General features: G+C 70.9%; 19 protein-coding genes and 5 tRNA genes. 16 read left to right on the top strand and 8 right to left on the bottom strand.

Annotated elements, in window-relative coordinates; genetic code table 11:
- Positions 1-18: 18 nt before the first annotated feature.
- Positions 19-522, top strand: coding sequence for a GNAT family N-acetyltransferase (locus tag ACTWQR_RS09395; protein WP_443226467.1), 504 nt, complete (start codon positions 19-21; stop codon positions 520-522).
- Positions 523-607: 85 nt separating this feature from the next.
- On the opposite strand, the gene ACTWQR_RS09390 is transcribed toward ACTWQR_RS09395, so the two are convergent.
- Together ACTWQR_RS09390 and ACTWQR_RS09385 are read right to left on the bottom strand one after the other, a co-directional pair.
- Positions 608-1,069 carry a hypothetical protein gene (locus tag ACTWQR_RS09390; protein WP_443226466.1) on the bottom strand — a complete coding sequence of 154 codons (462 nt, stop codon included), beginning with the start codon at positions 1,067-1,069 and terminating at the stop codon, positions 608-610.
- Positions 1,050-1,409: a hypothetical protein gene (locus tag ACTWQR_RS09385; RefSeq protein ID WP_443226465.1), complete on the bottom strand. Its 360-nt coding sequence runs from the start codon at positions 1,407-1,409 to the stop codon at positions 1,050-1,052. The genes ACTWQR_RS09390 and ACTWQR_RS09385 overlap by 20 nt, the downstream gene beginning before the upstream one ends.
- Before the next feature lie 69 nt (positions 1,410-1,478).
- Between ACTWQR_RS09385 and ACTWQR_RS09380 the strand changes: the two genes are divergently transcribed.
- From ACTWQR_RS09380 to ACTWQR_RS09340, 9 genes are all read left to right on the top strand, one after another.
- Complete coding sequence (locus ACTWQR_RS09380) at positions 1,479-2,126, top strand: HAD family hydrolase (RefSeq protein WP_443226464.1); 648 nt, start codon at positions 1,479-1,481, stop codon at positions 2,124-2,126.
- A 399-nt stretch (positions 2,127-2,525) separates the two neighbouring features.
- Entirely contained in the window at positions 2,526-3,578 is a 1,053-nt protein-coding gene (locus tag ACTWQR_RS09375) for a methionine ABC transporter ATP-binding protein (protein ID WP_443226463.1), read from the top strand.
- Positions 3,579-3,640: 62 nt separating this feature from the next.
- Complete coding sequence (locus ACTWQR_RS09370) at positions 3,641-4,327, top strand: methionine ABC transporter permease (protein ID WP_443226513.1); 687 nt, start codon at positions 3,641-3,643, stop codon at positions 4,325-4,327.
- A 65-nt stretch (positions 4,328-4,392) separates the two neighbouring features.
- The gene (locus ACTWQR_RS09365; RefSeq protein WP_443226462.1) at positions 4,393-5,220 is read left to right on the top strand and encodes a MetQ/NlpA family ABC transporter substrate-binding protein; all 828 of its coding nucleotides are present in this window, start codon (positions 4,393-4,395) and stop codon (positions 5,218-5,220) included.
- 460 nt (positions 5,221-5,680) lie between these two features.
- A complete protein-coding gene (locus ACTWQR_RS09360) occupies positions 5,681-6,319 on the top strand; it encodes a GNAT family N-acetyltransferase (RefSeq protein ID WP_443226461.1) in 639 nt (212 codons plus the stop codon).
- Between the two features lie 117 nt (positions 6,320-6,436).
- Positions 6,437-7,648, top strand: coding sequence for a precorrin-6y C5,15-methyltransferase (decarboxylating) subunit CbiE (gene cbiE / locus ACTWQR_RS09355; protein ID WP_443226460.1), 1,212 nt, complete (start codon positions 6,437-6,439; stop codon positions 7,646-7,648).
- 335 nt (positions 7,649-7,983) lie between these two features.
- Entirely contained in the window at positions 7,984-11,925 is a 3,942-nt protein-coding gene (cobT, locus tag ACTWQR_RS09350; RefSeq protein ID WP_443226459.1) for a nicotinate-nucleotide--dimethylbenzimidazole phosphoribosyltransferase, read from the top strand.
- Positions 11,926-11,998: 73 nt separating this feature from the next.
- Positions 11,999-13,255, top strand: coding sequence for a uroporphyrinogen-III C-methyltransferase (gene cobA, locus ACTWQR_RS09345; RefSeq protein ID WP_443226458.1), 1,257 nt, complete (start codon positions 11,999-12,001; stop codon positions 13,253-13,255).
- A gap of 64 nt (positions 13,256-13,319) precedes the next feature.
- The gene (locus tag ACTWQR_RS09340) at positions 13,320-14,138 is read left to right on the top strand and encodes a TrmH family RNA methyltransferase (protein WP_443226457.1); all 819 of its coding nucleotides are present in this window, start codon (positions 13,320-13,322) and stop codon (positions 14,136-14,138) included.
- Between the two features lie 176 nt (positions 14,139-14,314).
- On the opposite strand, the gene ACTWQR_RS09335 is transcribed toward ACTWQR_RS09340, so the two are convergent.
- A complete protein-coding gene (locus tag ACTWQR_RS09335; RefSeq protein ID WP_443226512.1) occupies positions 14,315-15,586 on the bottom strand; it encodes a serine/threonine-protein kinase in 1,272 nt (423 codons plus the stop codon).
- 196 nt (positions 15,587-15,782) lie between these two features.
- Between ACTWQR_RS09335 and ACTWQR_RS09330 the strand changes: the two genes are divergently transcribed.
- From ACTWQR_RS09330 to ACTWQR_RS09315, 4 genes are all read left to right on the top strand, one after another.
- On the top strand, positions 15,783-16,049 hold the full coding sequence (locus ACTWQR_RS09330; RefSeq protein ID WP_151485138.1) for a hypothetical protein: 267 nt from the start codon (positions 15,783-15,785) through the stop codon (positions 16,047-16,049).
- Between the two features lie 222 nt (positions 16,050-16,271).
- Positions 16,272-16,481 (top strand): hypothetical protein, encoded by a 210-nt coding sequence (locus tag ACTWQR_RS09325; RefSeq protein ID WP_443226456.1) that lies wholly within the window; start codon positions 16,272-16,274, stop codon positions 16,479-16,481.
- Positions 16,482-16,659: 178 nt separating this feature from the next.
- A complete protein-coding gene (locus tag ACTWQR_RS09320; protein ID WP_443226455.1) occupies positions 16,660-17,610 on the top strand; it encodes an aminoglycoside phosphotransferase family protein in 951 nt (316 codons plus the stop codon).
- Positions 17,611-17,684: 74 nt separating this feature from the next.
- Complete coding sequence (locus ACTWQR_RS09315) at positions 17,685-17,978, top strand: TFIIB-type zinc ribbon-containing protein (RefSeq protein ID WP_443226454.1); 294 nt, start codon at positions 17,685-17,687, stop codon at positions 17,976-17,978.
- 67 nt (positions 17,979-18,045) lie between these two features.
- Here the strand turns inward: ACTWQR_RS09315 and ACTWQR_RS09310 are convergent.
- The 5 genes from ACTWQR_RS09310 to ACTWQR_RS09290 all read right to left on the bottom strand — a co-directional run bounded on the left by ACTWQR_RS09310 (position 18,046) and on the right by ACTWQR_RS09290 (position 18,517).
- Positions 18,046-18,120, bottom strand: a tRNA-Val gene (locus ACTWQR_RS09310).
- Positions 18,121-18,150: 30 nt separating this feature from the next.
- Positions 18,151-18,222 (bottom strand) — tRNA-Val (locus ACTWQR_RS09305).
- 37 nt (positions 18,223-18,259) lie between these two features.
- Positions 18,260-18,331 (bottom strand) — tRNA-Val (locus tag ACTWQR_RS09300).
- 1 nt (position 18,332) lies between these two features.
- Positions 18,333-18,406: transfer RNA gene (locus ACTWQR_RS09295), tRNA-Cys, on the bottom strand.
- Between the two features lie 38 nt (positions 18,407-18,444).
- Positions 18,445-18,517 (bottom strand) — tRNA-Gly (locus ACTWQR_RS09290).
- Positions 18,518-18,673: 156 nt separating this feature from the next.
- On the opposite strand from ACTWQR_RS09290, the gene ACTWQR_RS09285 reads away from it, so the two are divergent.
- Entirely contained in the window at positions 18,674-19,738 is a 1,065-nt protein-coding gene (locus ACTWQR_RS09285; protein WP_443226453.1) for a chorismate-binding protein, read from the top strand.
- Positions 19,735-20,556 (top strand): aminotransferase class IV, encoded by an 822-nt coding sequence (locus ACTWQR_RS09280; RefSeq protein WP_443226452.1) that lies wholly within the window; start codon positions 19,735-19,737, stop codon positions 20,554-20,556. Before ACTWQR_RS09285 ends, ACTWQR_RS09280 begins: the two co-directional genes overlap by 4 nt.
- Positions 20,557-20,567: the final 11 nt, after the last annotated feature.

The raw sequence follows: 20,567 nt of genomic DNA, 5'->3' as shown, positions 1-20,567 counted from the left end.
AGCGGGAGGCATGCACACATGGGCATGAGCGTGACCATCTCTGCGGCGACCGAGCAGGACGCCGAACAGATCCTCAAACTGCAGTTCCTCTGCTACCAGAGCGAGGCCGAGCTGTACGGCGACTACAGCATCGAACCCCTCACCCAGCCCCTCGACTCCCTCAAGGCGGAGCTGGCGGGCGGCACGGTCCTGGTGGCCCGGCTCGGCGAAGAGGTGGTGGCCTCGGTGCGCGGCCTTGTGGACGCGGACGGCACGGCGCGGATCAACAAGCTGATCGTGCATCCACGGATGCAGCGGCATGGGCTGGGCGGGCGGCTGCTGGACGCCATCGAGACGAGGCTCTCCGAGGGTGGGGCCGCCAAGAGGTTCCAGCTCTTCACCGGGCACCGCAGTGAGCACAACCTGACGTTGTATCGCAGGCACGGGTACGAGCCGGTGTCCAAGCGGCGTGTCGATGAGCGGCTCACGTTGGTGACCCTGGCGAAGGGTGCGACAGCCGGTGCCTTCGTCGCGAGTGCGTGAGCGCTCCGCTTGGGGCGCCGGGTAGGCGGAGCCGGTTCGCGAAGTGCGGGTCGTACTGGGCTGAGCACGCAGTTCCCCGCGCCCCTTACGGGGCGTCGGCCCTGCTTCGGCGCAGCCAGAACATCGCCGTCACCGGCAGCAGTACCGGGATGAACAAGTACCCCATGCCGTAGTCCGACCAGACCGTGGCGTCGGGGAAGGCGGAGGGGTCCGCCAGGGTCCAGGTGCCGACGGTCAGTACGCCCGCGAGTTCGACGGCGCAGCACACCAGCGCCGCCTTGCGGGCCGTCTCGCCGCCGCGGACGAGCGAGTACGTGATGAAGCCGTAGACGAGCCCGGCCACCGCGGACAGCGCGTAGGCGAGCGGCGCCTTGTCGAACTCCGTCGCGATCTGCACGGCCGAACGGGACACGGCGCCGACCACCATCACGCCGTACAGCCAGACCAGCAGCATGCCGGGACCGCCGATGAGCCGCGTCCGCCCCGGCTTCCCGGGCTTCTCGAGTTCCCCAGCGGGCTCCGTCATCTCAGCCTCCCCAGATGTCATAGAGCCGCACCTGAAGCACGGCGAGCACCACACCGCCGGCCGCGACCGTGATCGAGCCCCAACGGGTGCGCTCCGCAAGGGACATGAAGCCCGCCGCCGGGATGCACGCGAAGGCGCCGATCAGATACGAGACGAAGATCGTCGTGCCCTGCTCCGGCTTCTCGCCGCGCGCCAACTGGACGATGCCGACCACGAGCTGGACCAGGGCGAGCACCGTGACCACGGCCATACCGATGAAGTGCCAGTCCTTGGTCGGCTGGTCGCGGTAGGCGGCCCAGCCGCACCAGGCGGCGAGCGCGAGCGCGGCGACGGCCGTCGCGACCGTCAGGGCATCAAGCATGCCGCGACCCTATTACGGGCCAAAAGACCCGGTGCGCTCGGCCCCGAGGTGCCCCGTAGGGTCGAGGGCATGAAGATCCAAGCCGATGCCCTGCTGTTCGACAACGACGGAACGCTCGTCTCATCCCTTGAGTCGGTGTACCGGTGCTGGAGCCGCTGGGCAGAGGAGTACGGGATCACCGCGGAGGAATTCGCCCGGGTCGAGCTGCACGGCCGCCCGGCCGCCGAGATAGCCGCCGACCTGCTGCCCGCGGACCAGGTCCCCGATGCCGTCGTGCGCATCGAGCAGCTGGAGGTCGAGGACGTCGCGGGCGGCGTGCTTCTGCTGCCGGGGACGAAGGCGCTCCTGGAGTCGCTGCCCGCCGACCGCTGGGCCGTCGTCACCTCCGCCACGCACCGCCTGGCCGAGGCCCGCCTCGGTGAGGTCGGCATCCGCCCGAAGACCATGATCACCGCCGACGACATCACGCGCGGCAAGCCCGACCCCGAGCCGTTCCTGCTCGCCGCCCGCGAACTCGGCGTCGACCCGGCCCGCTGTGTCGTGTTCGAGGACGCGCCCGCCGGCCTGCAGGCCGGCCGAGCGGCCGGAATGACCACCGTGGCATTGGCCACAACACATGAGGCCGCCGAGCTGGACGCGGACGTCGTGGTCGACGATCTGTCGGCCGTGTCGGCGCTGGTCACGGCCGAGGGAGTGGAGATCTCCACCCGGCCCTGACGCGTGTCCACCGCTGTCCGTCATGCGGACAGCGGTTCCGGGTCACGCGCGTACGTCTGCTTTACTTTTCTCATGACCACGACGAGCAGCCGCATCCTTGCGACCGAGGCGACCACGACGCCCGGTGCTCGCTGTATGTGTCGAATGTGCGCCTGCTAGAGGGCCCCCGCACCACCCCTGGCCTCGCGCCCCGAAGCGAGCCGCTCACGTCTGCCCGTACGTCCTCGTACGCGACTGAGCCTGCCCCGCGCACGCCGTTCTGTTGAAGCCCCGGCTTGAAGCTCCGTCTTGAAGCACCGGCTTCCATCGCCACCGCGAGAACCGTGCCGCGTTCCGACCGAATGCACCCGTGCCCGGCGCACACCCACGCCCTGCACTCGACAGTGACGGAAATCCCCAGTGATCACGACAACAGGCCTCAAGAAGGTCTACCGTTCGCGCGGCCGTGAGGTCACCGCCCTGGACGGCGTCGATCTGCACGTCCGCGAAGGCGAGGTGTACGGCGTCATCGGACAGTCCGGCGCCGGCAAGTCCTCGCTCATCCGCTGCGTCAACCTCCTGGAGCGTCCCACCTCCGGCACCGTGACCGTTGCCGGACAGGAGCTCACCGCGCTGGCCGGCCGAGGCCCGCGCGCGAGCAGGGAGTTGCGGCAGGCGCGCAGTCACATCGGCATGGTGTTCCAGCATTTCAACCTGCTGTCCTCGCGGACGGTTCAGGACAACGTGGAGCTACCGCTCGAAATCCTTGGCAAGTCAGGGAAGGAACGTTCCCGCAAGGCGCTCGCACTCCTCGACCTGGTCGGCCTGTCCGACAAGGCCAAGTCCTACCCGGCCCAGCTCTCCGGCGGCCAGAAGCAGCGCGTCGGCATCGCCCGCGCTCTGGCCGGCGACCCGAAGGTGCTGCTCTCGGACGAGGCGACCAGCGCACTCGACCCCGAGACCACCCGCTCCATCCTCCAGCTGCTGCGAGACCTGAACCGGCAACTGGGCCTGACCGTCCTGCTCATCACGCACGAGATGGACGTCGTCAAGACCGTCTGCGACTCGGCCGCCCTCATGGAGAACGGCAAGATCGTCGAGTCCGGCACCGTCAGCGAGCTGCTCGCCACCCCCGGATCCGAACTGGCCGCCGCGCTCTTCCCGGTGAGCGGCGACGCCTCCGCCGACGACCGCACGGTCATCGACGTCACCTTCCACGGCGACGCCGCGACCCAGCCGGTCATCTCACAGCTCTCGCGCACCTACAACATCGACATCTCGATCCTCGGCGCCGCGATGGACACCGTCGGCGGCAAGCAGGTCGGCCGGATGCGCATCGAACTGCCCGGCCGCTACGAGGAGAACGTCGTGCCGATCGGCTTCCTGCGAGAGCAGGGCCTGCGGATCGACATTCAGGGCCAGGAGCCGGTGCTGGTGCAGGAGCCCGTACTGGTGAAGGAAGGTGCCAAGTGACCTGGGCCGAAATTTCGGCGAGGCAGCCCCTGCTGGAGCAGGCCTGTTGGGACACGCTCTACATGGTCGGCTGGTCCACGCTCATCGCCGTCGTCGGCGGTCTGCCGATGGGCGTCCTGCTGGTCCTCACGGACCGGGGCGGCCTGCTGCAGAACACCGTGCTGAACAAGGTGATCGGCCAGGTCGTGAACGTCGCCCGCTCGATGCCGTTCATCATCCTGATGGTCGCGCTGATGGGCTTCACCCGCTCGATCACCGGCACCACCATCGGCCGCGAGGCCGCCATCGTGCCGCTCGCGATCGGTGCGATCCCCTTCTTCGCGCGCCTGGTTGAGACGGCTGTCCGCGAAGTGGACGGCGGTCTGGTCGAAGCCGTGCAGTCGATGGGCGGCAACACCTGGACCGTCGTCCGCAAGGTGCTCGTCCCCGAGTCGCTGCCCTCGCTGATCTCCAGCACCACCACGACGATCGTCGCGCTCATCGGCTACTCCGCGATGGCCGGCACCGTCGGTGCCGGCGGCCTCGGCGACATCGCCATCCGATACGGCTACCAGCGCTTCGAGACCGAACTGATGTGGATCACCGTGGGCATCCTCGCCGTGGTCATCTCCGTCATCCAGCTCATCGGCGACCACGCCGCGCGCAGGCTGCACCGGCGAGGCGGACGTTCCGGCGAGCCGCTGCTGTTCCGGCGGCTGCGCGGCATCTTCCCCGGCACGGTCGCGGCCGACACCGCCAAGACCCGCTGACCTTCCTCAAGACTCCCCGCACACCCAACGCGGGGTCGCACCACCCCTCAGGAAAGGCACTTTTCGTGCGTAACACCGCCAAGATCACCACCGCCGTCCTCGCCGCCGGAGCCCTCACCCTGGGTCTCACCGCCTGCGGCTCGGGGGACGCCTCCGGCTCCGACGCGAGCGGACCGCTCGTCGTCGCCGCCAGCCCGGTCCCGCATGCCGAGATCCTCACCTACGTCAAGGACAACTTGGCGAAGGACGCGGGTCTCGACCTGGAGGTCAGGGAGTTCACGGACTACGTGACGCCGAACACGGCGACCGAGGACGGGTCCGTAGGCGCCAACTACTTCCAGAACCAGCCCTACCTCGACGACTTCAACAAGAAGAACGGCACCCACATCGTGCCCGCCGTCACGGTTCACCTGGAGCCGCTCGGCCTCTACTCCAACAAGGTCGACAAGGCCGACGCGCTCAAGAGCGGCGCCACGATCGCCGTCCCGAACGACACGGTCAACGAGGCGCGGGCGCTCAAGCTCCTCGACGCCAACGGGCTCATCGAGCTCAAGGACGGCGCGGGCAACGACGCGACCCCCAAGGACATCGCCGAGAACCCGAAGAAGTTCGAGTTCAAGGAGCTGGAGGCGGCGCAGACCCCGCGCTCCCTGGACGACGTCGACGCCGCGGTGATCAACGGCAACTACGCCATCGAGTCCGACCTCGAGCCTGCCGAGGACGCCCTCGTCCTGGAGTCCGCCAAGGGCAACCCGTACGGCAACTTCCTCGCCGTCAAGGAAGGCGACGAGGACGACCCGCGTGTGAAGAAGCTCGCCGAGCTCCTGACCTCCGCCGAGGTCAAGAAGTTCATCGAGGACAAGTACGCAGGCTCCGTCGTCGCGTCCTTCTGAGCCACGCTTACCAGGAACCCTGAGGACGACCTAAGACGCGTAAGCCCGTAGTTCCCGCCGTCGCGGCCGCACTTGCCCTGGGGCTCGGGTCCCGCATCGTGCGGTCCACCGAGGCCACACGGTGGATGCGATCCGTGGCTGTCCTGTCGTAGGGGGTAGCGGGAAGCGCGAATCGGTGAGAGCGATGGGCCCACGGGCGAGGCCGAGAAGCCGGCGAAGCTCCTCACCTCGCCCGAGGTGAAGAAGTTCATCAGGACAAGTACAAGGGTCGTTCCTGCCCGTCACCTCGGGCTGACGCCCTTTCACCGCCGGCCACGGGGTCCGCTCCCTCACAAGGCGGGGTAACCCCCACACCCTTCAGGCAGTGGGGGACGACCCCGTGGCGCGGTTGAGTGCTTACATGCTGCATGCTGGGCAGTTCAGCAGGCCCTGAAGGTTTCCGACGGTTACGGAGTGGCGCATGACTAGCACCTTCCCCAACATCTCCATCAGCACGGAGCGGTTGGTCCTGCGCCCTTTCGATGAGTCGGACATCGAGGCGTTCGCCGAGATGATGAACGACGAGATGGTCACCGCCTGGACCTCAGTGCCGCAGCCTTACACCGAGGCCCACGCCCGCGCCTGGATCAACCGACTCGCCCCCGCCGAACGCACCGAGGGCCGCGGCATCGTGTTCGCAGTCGCCGAGTTCCTCACCCAGCGGCTCGTCGGCATCGTGCACCTTCAGAACACGGACTGGCGTGTCCGAGCCAGTGAGATCTCGTATGTCGTCGCGCCCTGGGCCCGCGGCGAGGGCTACGCCTCCGAGGCGGCCCTCGCCACCGCCCAGTGGCTCTTCCACGACCAGAAGTTCGAGCGGCTGGAGCTGCGCACCGCCGCCGACAACACGGCCTCCCAGCAAGTGGCCCAGAAAATCGGGTGTATCAGCGAGGGCGTGCTCCGCAACTCCTGGATAGCCCGCACCAGGACCGAGGACGGTGAGTGGGTCGACGTACGCACCGACGTCATCGTCTGGAGCCTGCTGCCGGAGGACCTCGCAGGCATCGCCGAGCAGCTGGCCGACACCGGCGGTTTCACGTCGTACTCGGACTGGAACTGAACCCAGGCGGCCACGACACCGCCGCCGCCCCCGGCAGGCTCCACCAGGTACCCTCACGGAGCCCGCTCGCGGGCTGCCCCCCGACGACCTGCGAAAACCTCTGGAGACTGAGAGACGATGGCCGACCGGGTCACGGTGATCGGCTGGGACGGCTCGCCGCTGACCAACGCGGCACGCTCCGCCCTCGGCGCCGCCACGCTCGTGGCCGGCGCGGGCCATCATCTGGCGCTCCCCGAGGTGCCGGTGGCCGCCGAACGCATCCGGCTCGGCAGTGTCGCCCTCGCCGCCCGCCGCATCGCCGCCCATCGGGGCAGCGCGGTGGTCCTGGCCGACGGCGATCCGGGCTTCTTCGGAGTCGTACGCACCCTGCGCGCCCCCGAGTTCGGCCTCGAGGTGGAAGTCGTCCCCGCGGTCTCCTCCGTGGCCACCGCCTTCGCCCGCGCGGGCATGCCCTGGGATGACGCACAAGTAGTCGTCGCACACAGGCGCACCCTGCGACGCGCGGTGAATGTGTGCCGCGCCCACAGCAAGGTCGCCGTCCTCACCTCGCCCGGCGCCGGACCCGCCGAACTCGGCCTGCTCCTCGACGGAGTCCACCGCACCTTCGTCATCTGCGAGGAACTCGGCACCGACCGCGAGCAGGTCACGATGCTCAGCTCCGACAAGGCCGCCGACCACACCTGGCGGGACCCGAACGTCGTCATCGTCCTGGGCGGGCCCGTCGCCTCCTCCGAGGGCGGCGGCTGGATCGCCGGGCGGGACCCGGGCACCGGCCCGCGCGGCTGGGCACTGCCCGACGACGTGTACGGCAGCGAACTCGGCGAGGGCGAGAACGAGGTGCTGCGCGCGGCCCAACTCGCCCGCCTGGGACCACGTGTCGGCGACCTCGTCTGGGACATCGGCTCGGGCAGCGGCGCCTTCGCCACGGAGGCCGCGCGCTGCGGAGCCGCGGTCATCGCCGTCGACCGCGACCCCAACGCGTGTGCCCGCACCATGGCCACCGCCCGCCGCTTCGGCGTACAGCTCCAGATCGTGCACGGCATGGCACCGTACATCCTGGAGAACCTGCCCGAACCGGACGTCGTACGCGTCGGGGGCGGCGGGGCCCAGGTGGTCTCCGCGGTCGCCGACCGGCGCCCCCAGCGGATCGTCGCGCACGCCGCGACACGCGACGCCGCCGAACTCATCGGCCGGGACCTGACGGAGCACGGATACCAGGTCGAGTGCTCCCTCCTGCAGTCCGTTGAGCTGGACACCCGCGCCTGGACGGAGACGGAGCGGAGCGTCGCGTTCCTGCTCACCGGGCTACTTCCCGACCGCGCCCTGTGATCCTGTAGTCGTATCGCGCGCGGTAGGCTGGCCGATCGTTGTACCGCACTCGGGTGACTGGCACTTCGTTGGTCAATGTCCGGAAAACACGCCCGTTTTGGGATGCGTGTGGTACGGCGGAACCGGAGGACGCGCAACGTGGCGCAGTCCACAGCGGGCCGTGGCGGATCAACCTGTCGCGGCGGCCGGCCGACCGCGACAATGCCTGTTAATGGCTTTGTCGACCGGCCGTTCGTGCCGCCCGGCACACACGCTCGTTCTTCACTACGGGCGGTCGGTGTGCCGCTCCGGATGAGCGGGTCGTAGGAGCACTAACCGATGGGCGAGGGGTACGCATGACCGACACCGGCCAGGTCCCGGGCGAGGGACTGCCGGAGAACGTAGGCATGGTGGAGCAGCCGGGTGTCCCGGCGCCCGGTGCGTACACCTACCTCTCCGAGACCCCCACCGAAGACGAAGACCTGTTGCTGCTGCCCGGCGCCCAGGGCGCGTGGGGGAACGAAGTGCCCCCGCCTGCCCCCGCGCCGGTCGTCGAGGCCGTCCACGAGCCCGGTCCGCACGAGATGGCCGGCCGGGACAGCGGCTCGGTCGACCTCAGCGCCGTGCGGATGTCCTCGGCCGCCCCGCAGTCGCCCGTCGCCCGTCGCCCGCTGCACCTCGGCCCGCCGACGCCGGACAGCGCCGGAAGCCCGGTGCGTTCGCTCGCCGACCGAGGCCCGGCGGGAGCGTCGGCGGGCCCCGTTCCCGTACGCCAGGCCGGTCCGCCCACGGCCGGGCCCGAGTACCTCGACGTGCCGCGCGACGAGATCGCGTTGCGGGGCGCGGCACCCTGGGGCGCGCAGGCTCAGGTACAGGTCGCGCCTCCGGTGGCCCAGGCGAGTTCAGAGGGGGCGGCTGCAGAAACGGTCTTCCCGGGAAGCGGGGGAGCGCACGCCGCCGAGGGGCCACGGGGTGACGAAGCCGCGCAGCTCGCGGAGGGCGCACCGCAGTTCGCGCAGGGCACGCGGTCGCCCGACGCCGGGGGCGTACCGGTCGCCGAGGGCGAAGGCGTCGCGGCCGCGCAGGTTCCCGAGGACGCGCCGGTCTCCGCGCAGGCCCCGGTCGCCGAGCCGGTCCAGCCGCAACAGGCCCCGAGCGTCGCGGAGATGCCCGAGGCAGCGCAGCAGGTACCGGCCGCCGCCGAGGCGGCCGACGTCACGCAGACCCCGGACGCCGCGTACGTGCCTGAGGCCCCGGAAGCCGCCCAGGCCCCGGAGCCGGCCCAGGCCCCGGACCCGTCGGTCGCACCGTTCCCGGACTACGCCGAGGCCCCTCAGCTCGCGGACGGCTCGCTCTTCCCCCAGGCCCAGGAAGCGCCCCAGATTGCGGAACCCGCCCAGGCCGCCCCGGAGTTCGCGCACGCCCCGGGGTCCGCCCAGGTTCCGCAACACACGCCTTTCCCGGCCGCGCCCGGTTCCGCGCACCTCTCTCAGCCGTCGGACGACGCCGGGCAGTACGCGCCCGAGCCCCACCTGCCGCCACAGGCCGCCGACGAGGTTCAGGCCGCGCACCCGGCGCAGGACCCGCAGGCCGTGCACCCGGGAGAGCCGCAGTTCCAGGACCCCGCCGTCCAGTTCGCGGAGGCAGGACCGCACACCGGGATCCCCCAGCCCGAGCCCCAGTCCCAGCCGCTCGAAGCCGCGCCGGCCGTCGACGAGGTCGTCCAGGTCCTGGACGTCCAGGTCCAGGACGTCCAGGCTCAGGACGTCCAGGGACAAGAGGCTGCCCCGGCCCCGCAGTTCGCGGAGCACTCCGAGCCCGCGGAGTCGGCCGAGCCCGCGGAAGCGCCTGCCCAGATCGCCGTAGACGCCGAGTCGGCGCAGGCCGTGCAGTCGCAGGCGGTGCCGGTCGGTGTCGCCGTCCAGGCCGAGGCGACCGCCCTCCCCGCTGAGCCCCTGGGAGGCCAGGAGGAGCAGCCCGTCGGCCAGTTCATGCCGGTCGAGGGCACGGTCCCGACGACTCCGAACCTGGCTCCGACCCCGCCGCACGCCATGAGCGTGCCGCCCCTCCCGGAGGCGGAGGCCGGCGCCCCGGAAGAGACGGCGGAACCGGTAGCCGCCGCGCCGGAGACGATCGAGCCGTCGCCGTCGCCGTCGCCGTCGCCGTCGTCCGCGGTCGCGCCCGAGGAACCCGTCCTCGCCGTGCCCGCGCCAAGGGAGGCCGAGCCGGCTCCCGAGGCGGAGGCAACTCCCGTAACGGAGGCACCGGTCGAGGACCCGGAGCCGGTAGTCGCACAGAACGCGGAGGACCTGGACACCAGGGCCGCCGACCAGGAAGAGAGCACGGCCGCCGTGGCGGAGACAAGGACAGAGTCAAGAGAGTCCACCGGTCCCGCGGCGCCCGGCTACGACGACGCCGAGCGGGACGCCGTTCTGCGCGTGATGCGCGAGCGCCGCGACATCCGCAACGGTTTCCGCAGCGACCCCATCCCGCACGACGTACTGCTCCGCGTCCTGGAGGCCGCCCACACGGCGCCGTCCGTCGGCCACTCCCAGCCCTGGGACTTCGTCGTGATCCGCTCGGCCGACACGCGCCGCACGATGCACGAACTGGCCCAGCGCCAGCGCGAGGCGTATGCCAGGTCGCTCCCCAAGGGCCGCGCGAAGCAGTTCAAGGAACTGAAGATCGAGGCCATCCTCGACACTCCGGTGAACATCGTCGTCACCGCCGACCCGACCCGCGGCGGCCGCCACACCCTGGGCCGTCACACCCAGCCGCAGATGGCCCCGTACTCCTCCGCGCTCGCGGTCGAGAACCTGTGGCTCGCGGCCCGTGCCGAGGGTCTCGGCGTCGGCTGGGTCAGCTTCTTCGACGAGCGCGAGATGGTCCGCACCCTCGGTCTGCCCGAGCACCTGGAGGTCGTCGCCTACCTCTGCGTCGGGTACGTGGACGAGTTCCCGGAGGAACCCGAGCTGCTGCAGGCGGGCTGGTCCAAGCGCCGCCCGCTGTCCTGGGTCGTCCACGAGGAGACGTACGGCCGCCGCGCGCTGCCCGGCGAGGAGCCGCACGACCTGCTCGGCGAGACCGTCGCCAACATCCGCCCGCTGGACGCCAAGGCGCTCGGCGAGGCGTGGGAGCGCCAGAAGCGGATGACCAAGCCCGCGGGCGCGCTCGGCATGCTGGAGATCATCTCCGCGCAGCTCAGCGGCCTGTCCCGGATGTGCCCGCCGCCGATCCCGGAACCGGCCGCCGTCGCGATCTTCGCGGGCGACCACGGCGTCCACGCCCAGGGCGTCACTCCGTGGCCGCAGGAGGTCACCGGCCAGATGGTGGCCAACATCCTCGGCGGGGGAGCGGTCTGCAACGCCTTCGCCAACCAGGTGGGCGCGGAGGTCTGCGTCGTCGACGTGGGCGTCGCCTCCGACCTGCCCGCGACTCCCGGCCTCCTGCCGCGCAAGGTCCGCGCGGGCACGGCCGACATGACGACCGGCCCCGCGCTGACCCGCGAGGAGGTCAAGGCAGCCATCGAGGTGGGCATCGAGACCGCCCGCGACCTGGTGGCGGCCGGCAACAAGGCCCTGATCACCGGTGAGATGGGCATCGCCAACACCACCGCGTCGGCAGCCCTGATCTCCGTCTTCACCGACAGCGACCCGGCCGACGTCACCGGCCGCGGCACCGGCATCAACGACGAGACCCTGGCCCGCAAGACCGAGGTCGTACGCCGCGCCCTGGACCTGCACCAGCCGGACCCGGCCGACCCGATCGGCGTTCTGGCGGCGATCGGCGGCCTGGAGCACGCCGCGATGGTCGGCCTCCTCCTCGGCGGCGCCTCCCTCCGCACCCCGGTGATCCTGGACGGCGTCAGCGCCGGCGCCGCCGCCCTCGTCGCCCGTGCCATCGCCCCCGAGGTCCTCGCGGCCTGCATCGCGGGCCACCGCAGCGCGGAACCGGGCCACGTGGCCGCCCTGAACAAGCTGGGCCTGCGCCCCCTGGTCGACCTGGACCTCCGCCTCGGCGAGGGCACGGGAGCCCTCCTGGCTCTCCCGGTGGTCCAGAGCGCCGCAAGGGCGATGCACGAGGTGGCGACGTTCGACTCGGCGGGGGTAACTGAGAAGGAGGCCGGGTTTGTCGGTCTGTTCGTGGTTGTACCCACCGCCCCGCGGGGCGGTGGGTACAACCACGAACAGACCGACGACGACGAGTGCTCAACCACCCACCGGGGTCCGGGGCGCAGCCCCGGTTTCGGGAAGGGGCGGGCTCGGGGAAAGAACTCCTCCCACCCCGCCGTATCGTGAACCCGCACCTGAAACAGCACGTCAAGGCCGCCCAAGCCCAGCGCAGCGGCCCCGCACGAGGAGCCGCACCTCCATGGCCGAAAACCCCGCCTATCCCGTAGGCCTCCGCCTCACAGGCCGCCGCGTAGTGGTCCTGGGTGGCGGCCAGGTAGCCCAACGCCGCCTCCCGGCCCTCATCGCGGCAGGCGCCGACATCCTCCTCGTATCCCCGACGGCGACCCCGTCGGTCGAGGCGATGGCGGACGCGGGCGAGCTCACCTGGACCAGGCGCCCGTACGAGACGGGCGACCTCGCGGAAGCCTGGTACGCGCTCATCGCCACCAGCGACGCCGAAGCGAACGCCCGGGCCTCGGCCGAAGCGGAGGCGAACCGGGTCTGGTGCGTCCGCTCGGACGACGCGGACGCGGCCACGGCGTGGACCCCGGCGACGGGCCACAGCGAGGGCGTCACGGTGGCCGTCCTGACGACGAACGCGAAGGGCCGCGACCCCCGCCACACGGCAGCCATCCGCGACGCGGTCGTCGAGGGCCTCCGCGACGGCACGCTCGTCGCCCCCCACCACCGCACCCGCACTCCAGGTGTCGCCCTGGTCGGCGGCGGTCCCGGCGACCCGGACCTGATCACTGTCCGCGGTCGCCGCCTCCTCGCCGAGGCGGACGTGGTCATCGCCGACCGCCTCGGGCCCCGCGACCTCCTCGCCGAACTCCCGCCCCATGTCGAGGTGATCGACGCGGCGAAGATCCCGTACGGCCGCTTCATGGCCCAGGAGGCCATCAACAACGCCCTGATCGAGCACGCGAAACAGGGCAAGTCGGTGGTCCGTCTGAAGGGCGGAGACCCCTTCGTGTTCGGCCGTGGCATGGAGGAGGCCCAGGCACTCGCCGAGGCGGGCATCTCCTGCACGGTCGTCCCGGGCATCTCCAGCTCGATCTCCGTCCCGGGCGCGGCGGGCATCCCGGTCACGCACCGCGGCGTCGCTCACGAGTTCACGGTCGTCAGCGGCCACGTGGCCCCCGACGATGAACGCTCCCTGGTCGACTGGCCGGCGCTCGCCAAGCTCCGCGGCACCCTCGTGGTCCTGATGGGCGTGGACAAGATCGGCGCCATCGCCCGTGCGCTCATGGCCAACGGCAAGGCGGCCGACACCCCTGTCGCCCTGGTCCAGGAGGGCACGACAGCCGCGCAGCGCCGGGTCGACGCGACCCTCGACACGGTCGCCGAGGCCGTACGCGCCCAGGACGTGAAGCCCCCGGCCGTCATCGTCATCGGCGAGGTCGTGAACGTGGGCGGCGGACTCCCGCGGAACGCAGGCTCCGGACGTCCCGAGTAACCCCGGGTAACCCAACCCGTTCCAAGCCGTTGGCACGACACCCAGGACAAGGCAGTATCACCCTGTGGCCGATCTCATCACCGTTGAGGACCCCGCCGACCCGTGTCTGCGCGACTACACGGGTCTGACCGACGTGGAGCTGCGCCGTAAACGCGAGCCCGCCGAGGGCCTGTTCATCGCCGAGGGCGAGAAGGTCATCAGACGGGCCAAGGACGCCGGCTACGAGATGCGTTCGATGCTGCTGTCCGCCAAGTGGGTCGATGTCATGCGGGACGTCATCGACGAACTTCCGGCCCCGGTGTACGCGGTCAGCCCGGAACTCGCCGAGCAGGTCACCGGCTACCACGTGCACCGCGGCGCGCTCGCCTCCATGCAGCGCAAACCGCTGCCCACCCCCGACGACCTCCTCCAGTCGGCCCGCCGGGTCGTCGTCATGGAGTCGGTCAACGACCACACCAACATCGGCGCGATCTTCCGCTCGGCGGCGGCCCTCGGCATGGACGCGGTGCTGCTCTCCCCGGACTGCGCGGACCCGCTCTACCGCCGCAGCGTGAAGGTCTCCATGGGCGCGGTCTTCGCGGTGCCCTACGCGCGTCTCGACTCCTGGCCCAAGAGTCTGGAGTCGGTCCGCGAGGCGGGTTTCGGCCTGCTCGCGCTCACCCCCGACGAGAAGGCCAAGCCCCTCGACGAGGTGGCCCCGCACCGGATGGACCGCGTCGCCCTGATGCTCGGCGCGGAGGGCGACGGCCTGTCCACCCAGGCCCTGGTGGCCGCCGACGAATGGGTCCGCATCCCGATGGCCCACGGGGTGGACTCACTGAACGTGGGCGCGGCGGCGGCGGTGGCCTTCTACGCGGTGGCGACGGGCAGACCACAGACCTAGAGCACCCTGCACTGGAAGTCCCGTGACCGAGGCGCCCCGGCACGGACGCGGGGCTGTGACATCACGCGGCTCCGCCGCGATGGGGATCCCCCCGCTCGAGCGAAGTCGAGAGTGGGGGAGAAGCCGAGAGCGGGGGAGCGACCAGCCACAAACGGCCCGCAGTCGGCGAACAACGCTCAGCCGCCCTGATGAGTCCCACTCCGCTGGTACGACTGCTCCTGCCGTACGTCCTTACCCGGGCCCTCATGATCAAGCCCCCGAGCCGGCCCCTGACACCCTTGCGCCGCCGCGATGCCCAACGCCACCAACAACGTCACCACGACGAACACGAACAGCCGCTGCCGCAACAGCCGCGGGTTGGCGGGCCGCCGCCCGGTCCCGGTGGTCCGCGGCCCCGGACGCCCCGCCCCGCTGCGAGGCGGCACGGGCCGACTGCCCGTGCCGGAGCGCGAGGGCGCCGGACGCGCCCCCGACCGCGACGGGCTGCTGCTGCCGCGAGGTGCGGGAGTGCCCTGCGTACGCCGCTGGGTGCGCTGGTCGGGGTAGCTCTCGGTGAGCCGCCCGGTCGGCCGGTCGGCCTCGGCGGCACGAGGCGCGGGCGGCCGGCTGTCGTTCAGCCCCTGCGTCTCCCGGGCCGCGATCTCCTTGAGCCGCAACGACAACTGGAGCGTGCTGGGCCGCTCCTCGGGGTCCTTCGCCAGACACGCCCGTACGAGAGGGGCCAGCGCGTCCGGCACTCCGTGCAGCTGCGGCTCCTCGTGCACCACTCTGTAGAGCATCACTTCGGAACTGCCGTGCCCGAAGGGCGAGTCCTGGGTCGCCGCGTACGCGAGCGTGGCCCCGAGCGCGAACACGTCCGTGGCCGGCGTCACGGCGGCACCCCGCACCTGCTCCGGTGCCAGGAAGCCGGGCGATCCCACCGCCGTACCGACGTGCGTGAGCGTGCTGGCGCCCGTCGCCCAGGCGATGCCGAAGTCGATGATGCGTGGCCCCTTCGGGGACAGCAGGATGTTCGACGGCTTGAGGTCCCGGTGGACGACACCGGCCTCGTGCACGGCGACCAGCCCCTCGGATAGGGCAGCGCCGACGGCTGCGACATCCGCCGCGGTGAGCGGGCCCCCGTCGTTGACCTTGTCGTGCAGTGAGGGCCCGGGAACGTACTGCGTCGCGAACCAGGGCCGGTCCGCTTCCAGGTCCGCGGCGACGAGCCGCGCGGTGCACCCGCCGCGGATCCGCCTGGCCGCCGACACCTCGCGCGCGAACCGCGACCGGAACTCCTGGTCCTCCGCCAGATCCGGCCGGATCACCTTCAGCGCGACCCGCTGGCCACGCCGGTCGGAGCCCAGATAGACAACGCCCATCCCACCCGCGCCGAGCCGTCGGTGAAGCCTGAACGAGCCGACGACACGCGGGTCCTCGCGCCTCAGGCGCATCATCGCCATGTCCATCCCCGCTGCCCGGTCCGTTTGACGAGCCACAGCTTACGTTTCCGCGGCCGGGTGCGCGCAGAGGCCGCGCCCTCGCGGCCCGATCGATTGTCAGTGCCGGGTGAGAAACTTGAAAGGTGGTCAGGGGACGGGGGAAACAGGCGGCGTTGAGCTGCCCGAATCCCCAACCATCCGTCGCAGAAGGGGGATTGAGCCCGTGAAGGGTGATCGCGTGGAGATAGTGGTCGACGCGGGAGACACGACACGTACCTACGAGGTGGTGGCGAGCCGCGCGGGCCGCCGGGTGGAGACAGCGGTGCGCAGGGGAGTCGTCGAAGTGAGCGAAGTCACCCGCAGCGGATCAGTCGTCCGCACGGCCCGCTTCATGGCCACCAGGGTGCTCGCCCTCGTCGAACAGCCGGTCCCCAGAGAGGACACCTCGGAACAGACCGGACGTCCCCTCCGGGAAACCCCTGAGACCTAGGACCTCTTCTCCACCCAGGGGAGTACAACGCAGGTCACCGCTCATCCTCCGGGAGGCCCGGCAATAGGTACGAGGGCATGACGACCCATCGAGGCCCCGCACCTAGATTTGTTCTCAAGCGGCGGGTGCAGCACTCGTCCCCCGAGGTCAGACACCCGCCGCTGCCAGACAACAGGAACCGGACAACAAGAGCCAGCCAACAGAACGGTCAGGAGAGGGATCATGGCGGACACGGCATCGCGGATCATGATCCGCACGCGGGGACGCAAGGCGTATATCGCCGCGTTCGGTACCCGCCGGTCCGGCCAGCGCCACCCCTTGGTGGCGACGGCCATGGTCCTCCCCCTGGCAGCCCTGCTCGTGGTCGTCTTCGGCGGCTGGGAAGCAGTGGTCACACAAGCGTCGTCCGTGGGCGTGATGCTGGGGCGCTGAGCGGCGCCCCAGGCCCGGAAGAGCGGTCCGGGCGGGGACATCCGGCCATGAAACCCCGTGGGGACGGGGGTGCGGCGGACGGCAAAAATGCGGGTGCAGCTGGGGAGCTGCACCCGCATTGCTTTGCTTGCGTACGCTCCGGGAGAGACTGGGGACGTACGACCTGAGGGGGACCCGAGTGACCGTAGACGTGCTGCCCGCGCTGCGTGCGAAGGCGAGGGCCGCGGCCCACTCGGCAGCGGCGGAGGTCTGTGTCTGCGGTACCGACACCACCGTCCTGGCCGACCGCCCCGACGGCACCGTCGTCCGGCACGCAGGCACCGTGGCGAAGGCGCACGCCTCCGATACGGACCCCGCCGAGCTGACGGTACGCATGTCCGTAGCCGCCAACCCCGAACTCACCGGAGTCCTCCTGCCGCCACTCAGCCCGACCGCGGTCGAGTTGCACGGTCGCCCTGTCACCTTCTGGCCCTACGGCACTCCGGTCGACCGTGATGACCCCGATGCCGCCCCCTGGGAAGAGGCCGCCGCCCTCCTCGCGTACCTCCACCGCACACCTCAGTCCGTACTTCCGCCCGGCCTCCCGCCGATGCGCGGCCCGGCGAAGGCGGCTCGTGCCATAGCCCGCCTCCACGCGGCCGGCCCGCACCCCGCGGCCGCTCCGGTCCTGCGCGCCTGGGCCGTTCTCCCCGCCTGGGCGCGGAACGAGGCCCCGATGCCGGATACGCGCACGTTGTGCCACGGTGATCTCCACCTGGGCCAACTCGTGCGCGCACAGGCCGGCGACTGGCTGCTCATCGATATCGACGACCTGGGCCGGGGGGACCCCGCGTGGGACCTGGCCCGCCCCGCGGCCTGGTTCGCCTGCGGCCTCCTCCCGCCCGACGAGTGGGCCCGCTTCCTCACCGCGTACCGGAAGGCCGCAGGCCCGGCCGTTCCCGCGGACTCCGACCCGTGGCCCGCCCTGGACGTGCCGGCCCGCGCCCTGACCGTGCAGACCGCGGCCCTGGCGATCGCCAAATCGGTCGCGGAGCAGCGTCCGTTGGACGAGGTGGAGATGTCCGTGATCGACGCCTGTGACCGAATGTCCGCGCACCCGCCGGAGTTGGCGGACGGTTTCGCGAAGTAGGGTGCAACCGACCGGACCCGGGCAGTGTCTGTCCTGGCGGAAGCAGTACCGACCGGCGAGGAGTTGAGCCGAGCATGCAGTGTCCGAAGTGCCGTGCGCCGATGCACACGTACAACCGCAATGGCGTCCAGATCGAGCAGTGCAGCAACTGCCGCGGGATATTCCTCGACTATGGCGAGCTGGAGTCACTGACCCGCCTGGAGTCGCAGTGGTCGCAGCCCGCGGCACCGCCCCCGCCGGCCGCCCCGCAGGCGTATCCGGCCGCTCCGGCACCAGCCTGGGGTGCTCCGCAGCACGGAGGTCACGGCGGTCACTACGGCCACAACAAGCACCAGAAGGGCTTCGGGCGCATGCTCTTCTCGTCCTGAACCGTTCTACCTGAGCCGTTGTGAACGACGAAGCCCCCGACCGTACGAGACGGCCGGGGGCTTCGGCTGGTGCGCGATACTGGGATTGAACCAGTGACCTCTTCCGTGTCAGGGAAGCGCTCTCCCGCTGAGCTAATCGCGCGGGTGGGACCTGCTGGTGGTGCGTACTGCGTGCGCGATACTGGGATTGAACCAGTGACCTCTTCCGTGTCAGGGAAGCGCTCTCCCGCTGAGCTAATCGCGCGGGTCCGGATCTTGCCGTACGAAACCAGAAGATCCAGTGGACGATACTGGGATTGAACCAGTGACCTCTTCCGTGTCAGGGAAGCGCTCTCCCGCTGAGCTAATCGTCCTTGGAGGTGGAGACGGGATTTGAACCCGTGTAGACGGCTTTGCAGGCCGTTGCCTCGCCTCTCGGCCACTCCACCAGGAGTGCGGGGGTCGTGAAGAGCCCCCACTTCCTGCGAGCGGACGACCAGGTTCGAACTGGCGACCTCAACCTTGGCAAGGTTGCGCTCTACCAACTGAGCTACGTCCGCTTGTCGTTTCCGGCCCGCTTGCGCGGCCCGGCGACGTGTTGAACTCTAGCGGATTCCGGGGCCAGCACAAAAACGCGTTTGTGCAGCGTGCTGCGCTGCGTCCGCTCAACGACACGGCCGGGGCACCCGCAGGTCACCCACCATAGACTCACAGCCGTGCCCGACCTCCCAGCTCTCGCCCGCTTCGGCGACCTCGTCGCGACCGGCCTCATCGACGTCACCGGCGACCCCTCGGCCCTTGGCTCCAGCGGCTTCTGGGCCGTGAGCGCCGACTTCGAGGGGCGTCTGGTATGCGCCCGGTTCGAGGACGTACGACGCGAGCCCGTGCCCGCGCCGGCACCGGGGGAGTGGCGAGGACCCGCCGTCGGTGACTGGACGTCGTCGCTCGACCGCGACGCGTATACGGCGGGTGTGCGCCGCATACGTGAGCACATAGCGGCCGGTGAGGTGTACCAGGCGAACCTCTGCCGGGTTCTGTCCGCGCCCGTCGCGCCCGACGCGGACGTGGACGCGCTGACCGCCGTGCTGGCACGCGGCAACCCGGCGCCGCATGCCGGAACGATTCGCCTGCCCAGCCACGGCGTGGAGATCGCCACCGCGTCGCCCGAGCTCTTCCTGCGCCGCAGCGGCCGTGTCGTCGAGTCGGGCCCCATCAAGGGCACCGGACGCACCGAGGCGGACCTTCTGGGGAAGGACTACGCGGAGAACGTGATGATCGTGGACCTGGTGCGCAACGACCTGGGCAGGGTGTGCGCCACGGGGACCGTGACCGTCCCGGACCTGTGCGTCGTCGAGAAGCACCCAGGTCTGGTCCACCTCGTCTCCACGGTCCGCGGCGAGTTGCGAGAGGACGCGGGCTGGCCGGAGCTGCTGGCCGCGACCTTCCCGCCGGGTTCCGTCACGGGCGCCCCCAAATCCAGCGCCCTGCGGATCATCGAGGCCCTGGAGACGGCGCCCCGGGGCCCGTACTGCGGCGGCATCGGATGGGTCGATGCCGACCGCGGGACCGGAGAGCTGGCCGTGGGTATCCGTACCTTCTGGATCGAGCGGTCCGCCGAGGCCGCGGCCGTGCTGCGCTTCGGCTCGGGGGCGGGCATCACCTGGGGTTCGGACCCTGAGCGGGAGTGGCAGGAGACCGAACTGAAAGCCGCGCGACTGCTCGCTGTAGCGTCGGGGGTGTATCCAGGGGCGTACGACTCAAGTGGAGGGAACCCCACGTGAAGATCTGGCTCGACGGCGGGCTGCAGGACATCGAGTCGGCCCGTGTCTCCGTCTTCGACCACGGGCTGACTGTGGGCGACGGCATCTTCGAGACCGTGAAGGCGCTCGACGGCCGTACGTTCGCGCTCACCCGCCACCTCGACCGGCTGGCGCGCTCGGCACACGGTCTGGGGCTGCCCGAGCCCGACCTCGACGAGGTGCGCCGGGCCTGCGCCGCCGTCCTGGAGGCCGACCCGATGCCGCTCGGCCGTCTGCGGATCACATACACCGGTGGTCACGGCCCGCTCGGCTCCGATCGTGGTGAGCACGGGCCGACCCTGTTCGTCGCCCTTGGGGAGACCGCCCGGCGCCCCGACTCCACCGCCGTGATCACGGTGCCGTGGACGCGCAACGAGCGCGGCGCGCTCACCGGGCTCAAGACGACCTCGTACGCCGAGAACGTCGTCGCTCTCGCCCGCGCGCGTGAACAGGGCGCGTCCGAGGCGCTGTTCGCGAACACGGTCGGGCAGCTCTGCGAGGGCACGGGCTCCAACGTCTTCGTCGTCCTCGACGGTGAGATCCACACCCCACCGGTCGCCTCCGGGTGTCTCGCCGGGATCACGCGTGCCCTCACCGTCGAGTGGACGGGCGCCAAGGAGACCGACCTTCCGGTGGACGTCCTGGAGCGGGCCGAGGAGGTCTTCCTGACCTCGACCCTGCGTGACGTGCAGGCCGTGCACCGGGTCGACGGGCGCGAACTGCCGGGCGCCCCCGGCCCGGTGACCGCCAAGGCCATGCGGATCTTCGACGAGCGGGCCGGGGACGACCTCGATCCGTGACCCGTCCCGGT

This window comes from Streptomyces sp. 2A115 (assembly GCF_052245575.1).
Lineage (GTDB): Bacteria > Actinomycetota > Actinomycetes > Streptomycetales > Streptomycetaceae > Streptomyces.
This window is presented reverse-complemented; position numbering and strand designations above follow the sequence as displayed.

Excerpts from the sequence above, each read along its gene's own strand:
- ACTWQR_RS09395 (WP_443226467.1), top strand. The coding sequence starts at position 19 with ATGGGCATGAGCGTGACCATCTCTGCGGCGACCGAGCAGGACGCCGAA.
- ACTWQR_RS09390 (WP_443226466.1), bottom strand. The coding sequence starts at position 1,069 with ATGACATCTGGGGAGGCTGAGATGACGGAGCCCGCTGGGGAACTCGAG.
- ACTWQR_RS09385 (WP_443226465.1), bottom strand. The coding sequence starts at position 1,409 with ATGCTTGATGCCCTGACGGTCGCGACGGCCGTCGCCGCGCTCGCGCTC.
- ACTWQR_RS09380 (WP_443226464.1), top strand. The coding sequence starts at position 1,479 with ATGAAGATCCAAGCCGATGCCCTGCTGTTCGACAACGACGGAACGCTC.
- ACTWQR_RS09370 (WP_443226513.1), top strand. The coding sequence starts at position 3,641 with ATGGTCGGCTGGTCCACGCTCATCGCCGTCGTCGGCGGTCTGCCGATG.
- ACTWQR_RS09360 (WP_443226461.1), top strand. The coding sequence starts at position 5,681 with ATGACTAGCACCTTCCCCAACATCTCCATCAGCACGGAGCGGTTGGTC.
- cbiE (WP_443226460.1), top strand. The coding sequence starts at position 6,437 with ATGGCCGACCGGGTCACGGTGATCGGCTGGGACGGCTCGCCGCTGACC.
- cobT (WP_443226459.1), top strand. The coding sequence starts at position 7,984 with ATGACCGACACCGGCCAGGTCCCGGGCGAGGGACTGCCGGAGAACGTA.
- cobA (WP_443226458.1), top strand. The coding sequence starts at position 11,999 with ATGGCCGAAAACCCCGCCTATCCCGTAGGCCTCCGCCTCACAGGCCGC.
- ACTWQR_RS09335 (WP_443226512.1), bottom strand. The coding sequence starts at position 15,586 with ATGGACATGGCGATGATGCGCCTGAGGCGCGAGGACCCGCGTGTCGTC.
- ACTWQR_RS09325 (WP_443226456.1), top strand. The coding sequence starts at position 16,272 with ATGGCGGACACGGCATCGCGGATCATGATCCGCACGCGGGGACGCAAG.
- ACTWQR_RS09315 (WP_443226454.1), top strand. The coding sequence starts at position 17,685 with ATGCAGTGTCCGAAGTGCCGTGCGCCGATGCACACGTACAACCGCAAT.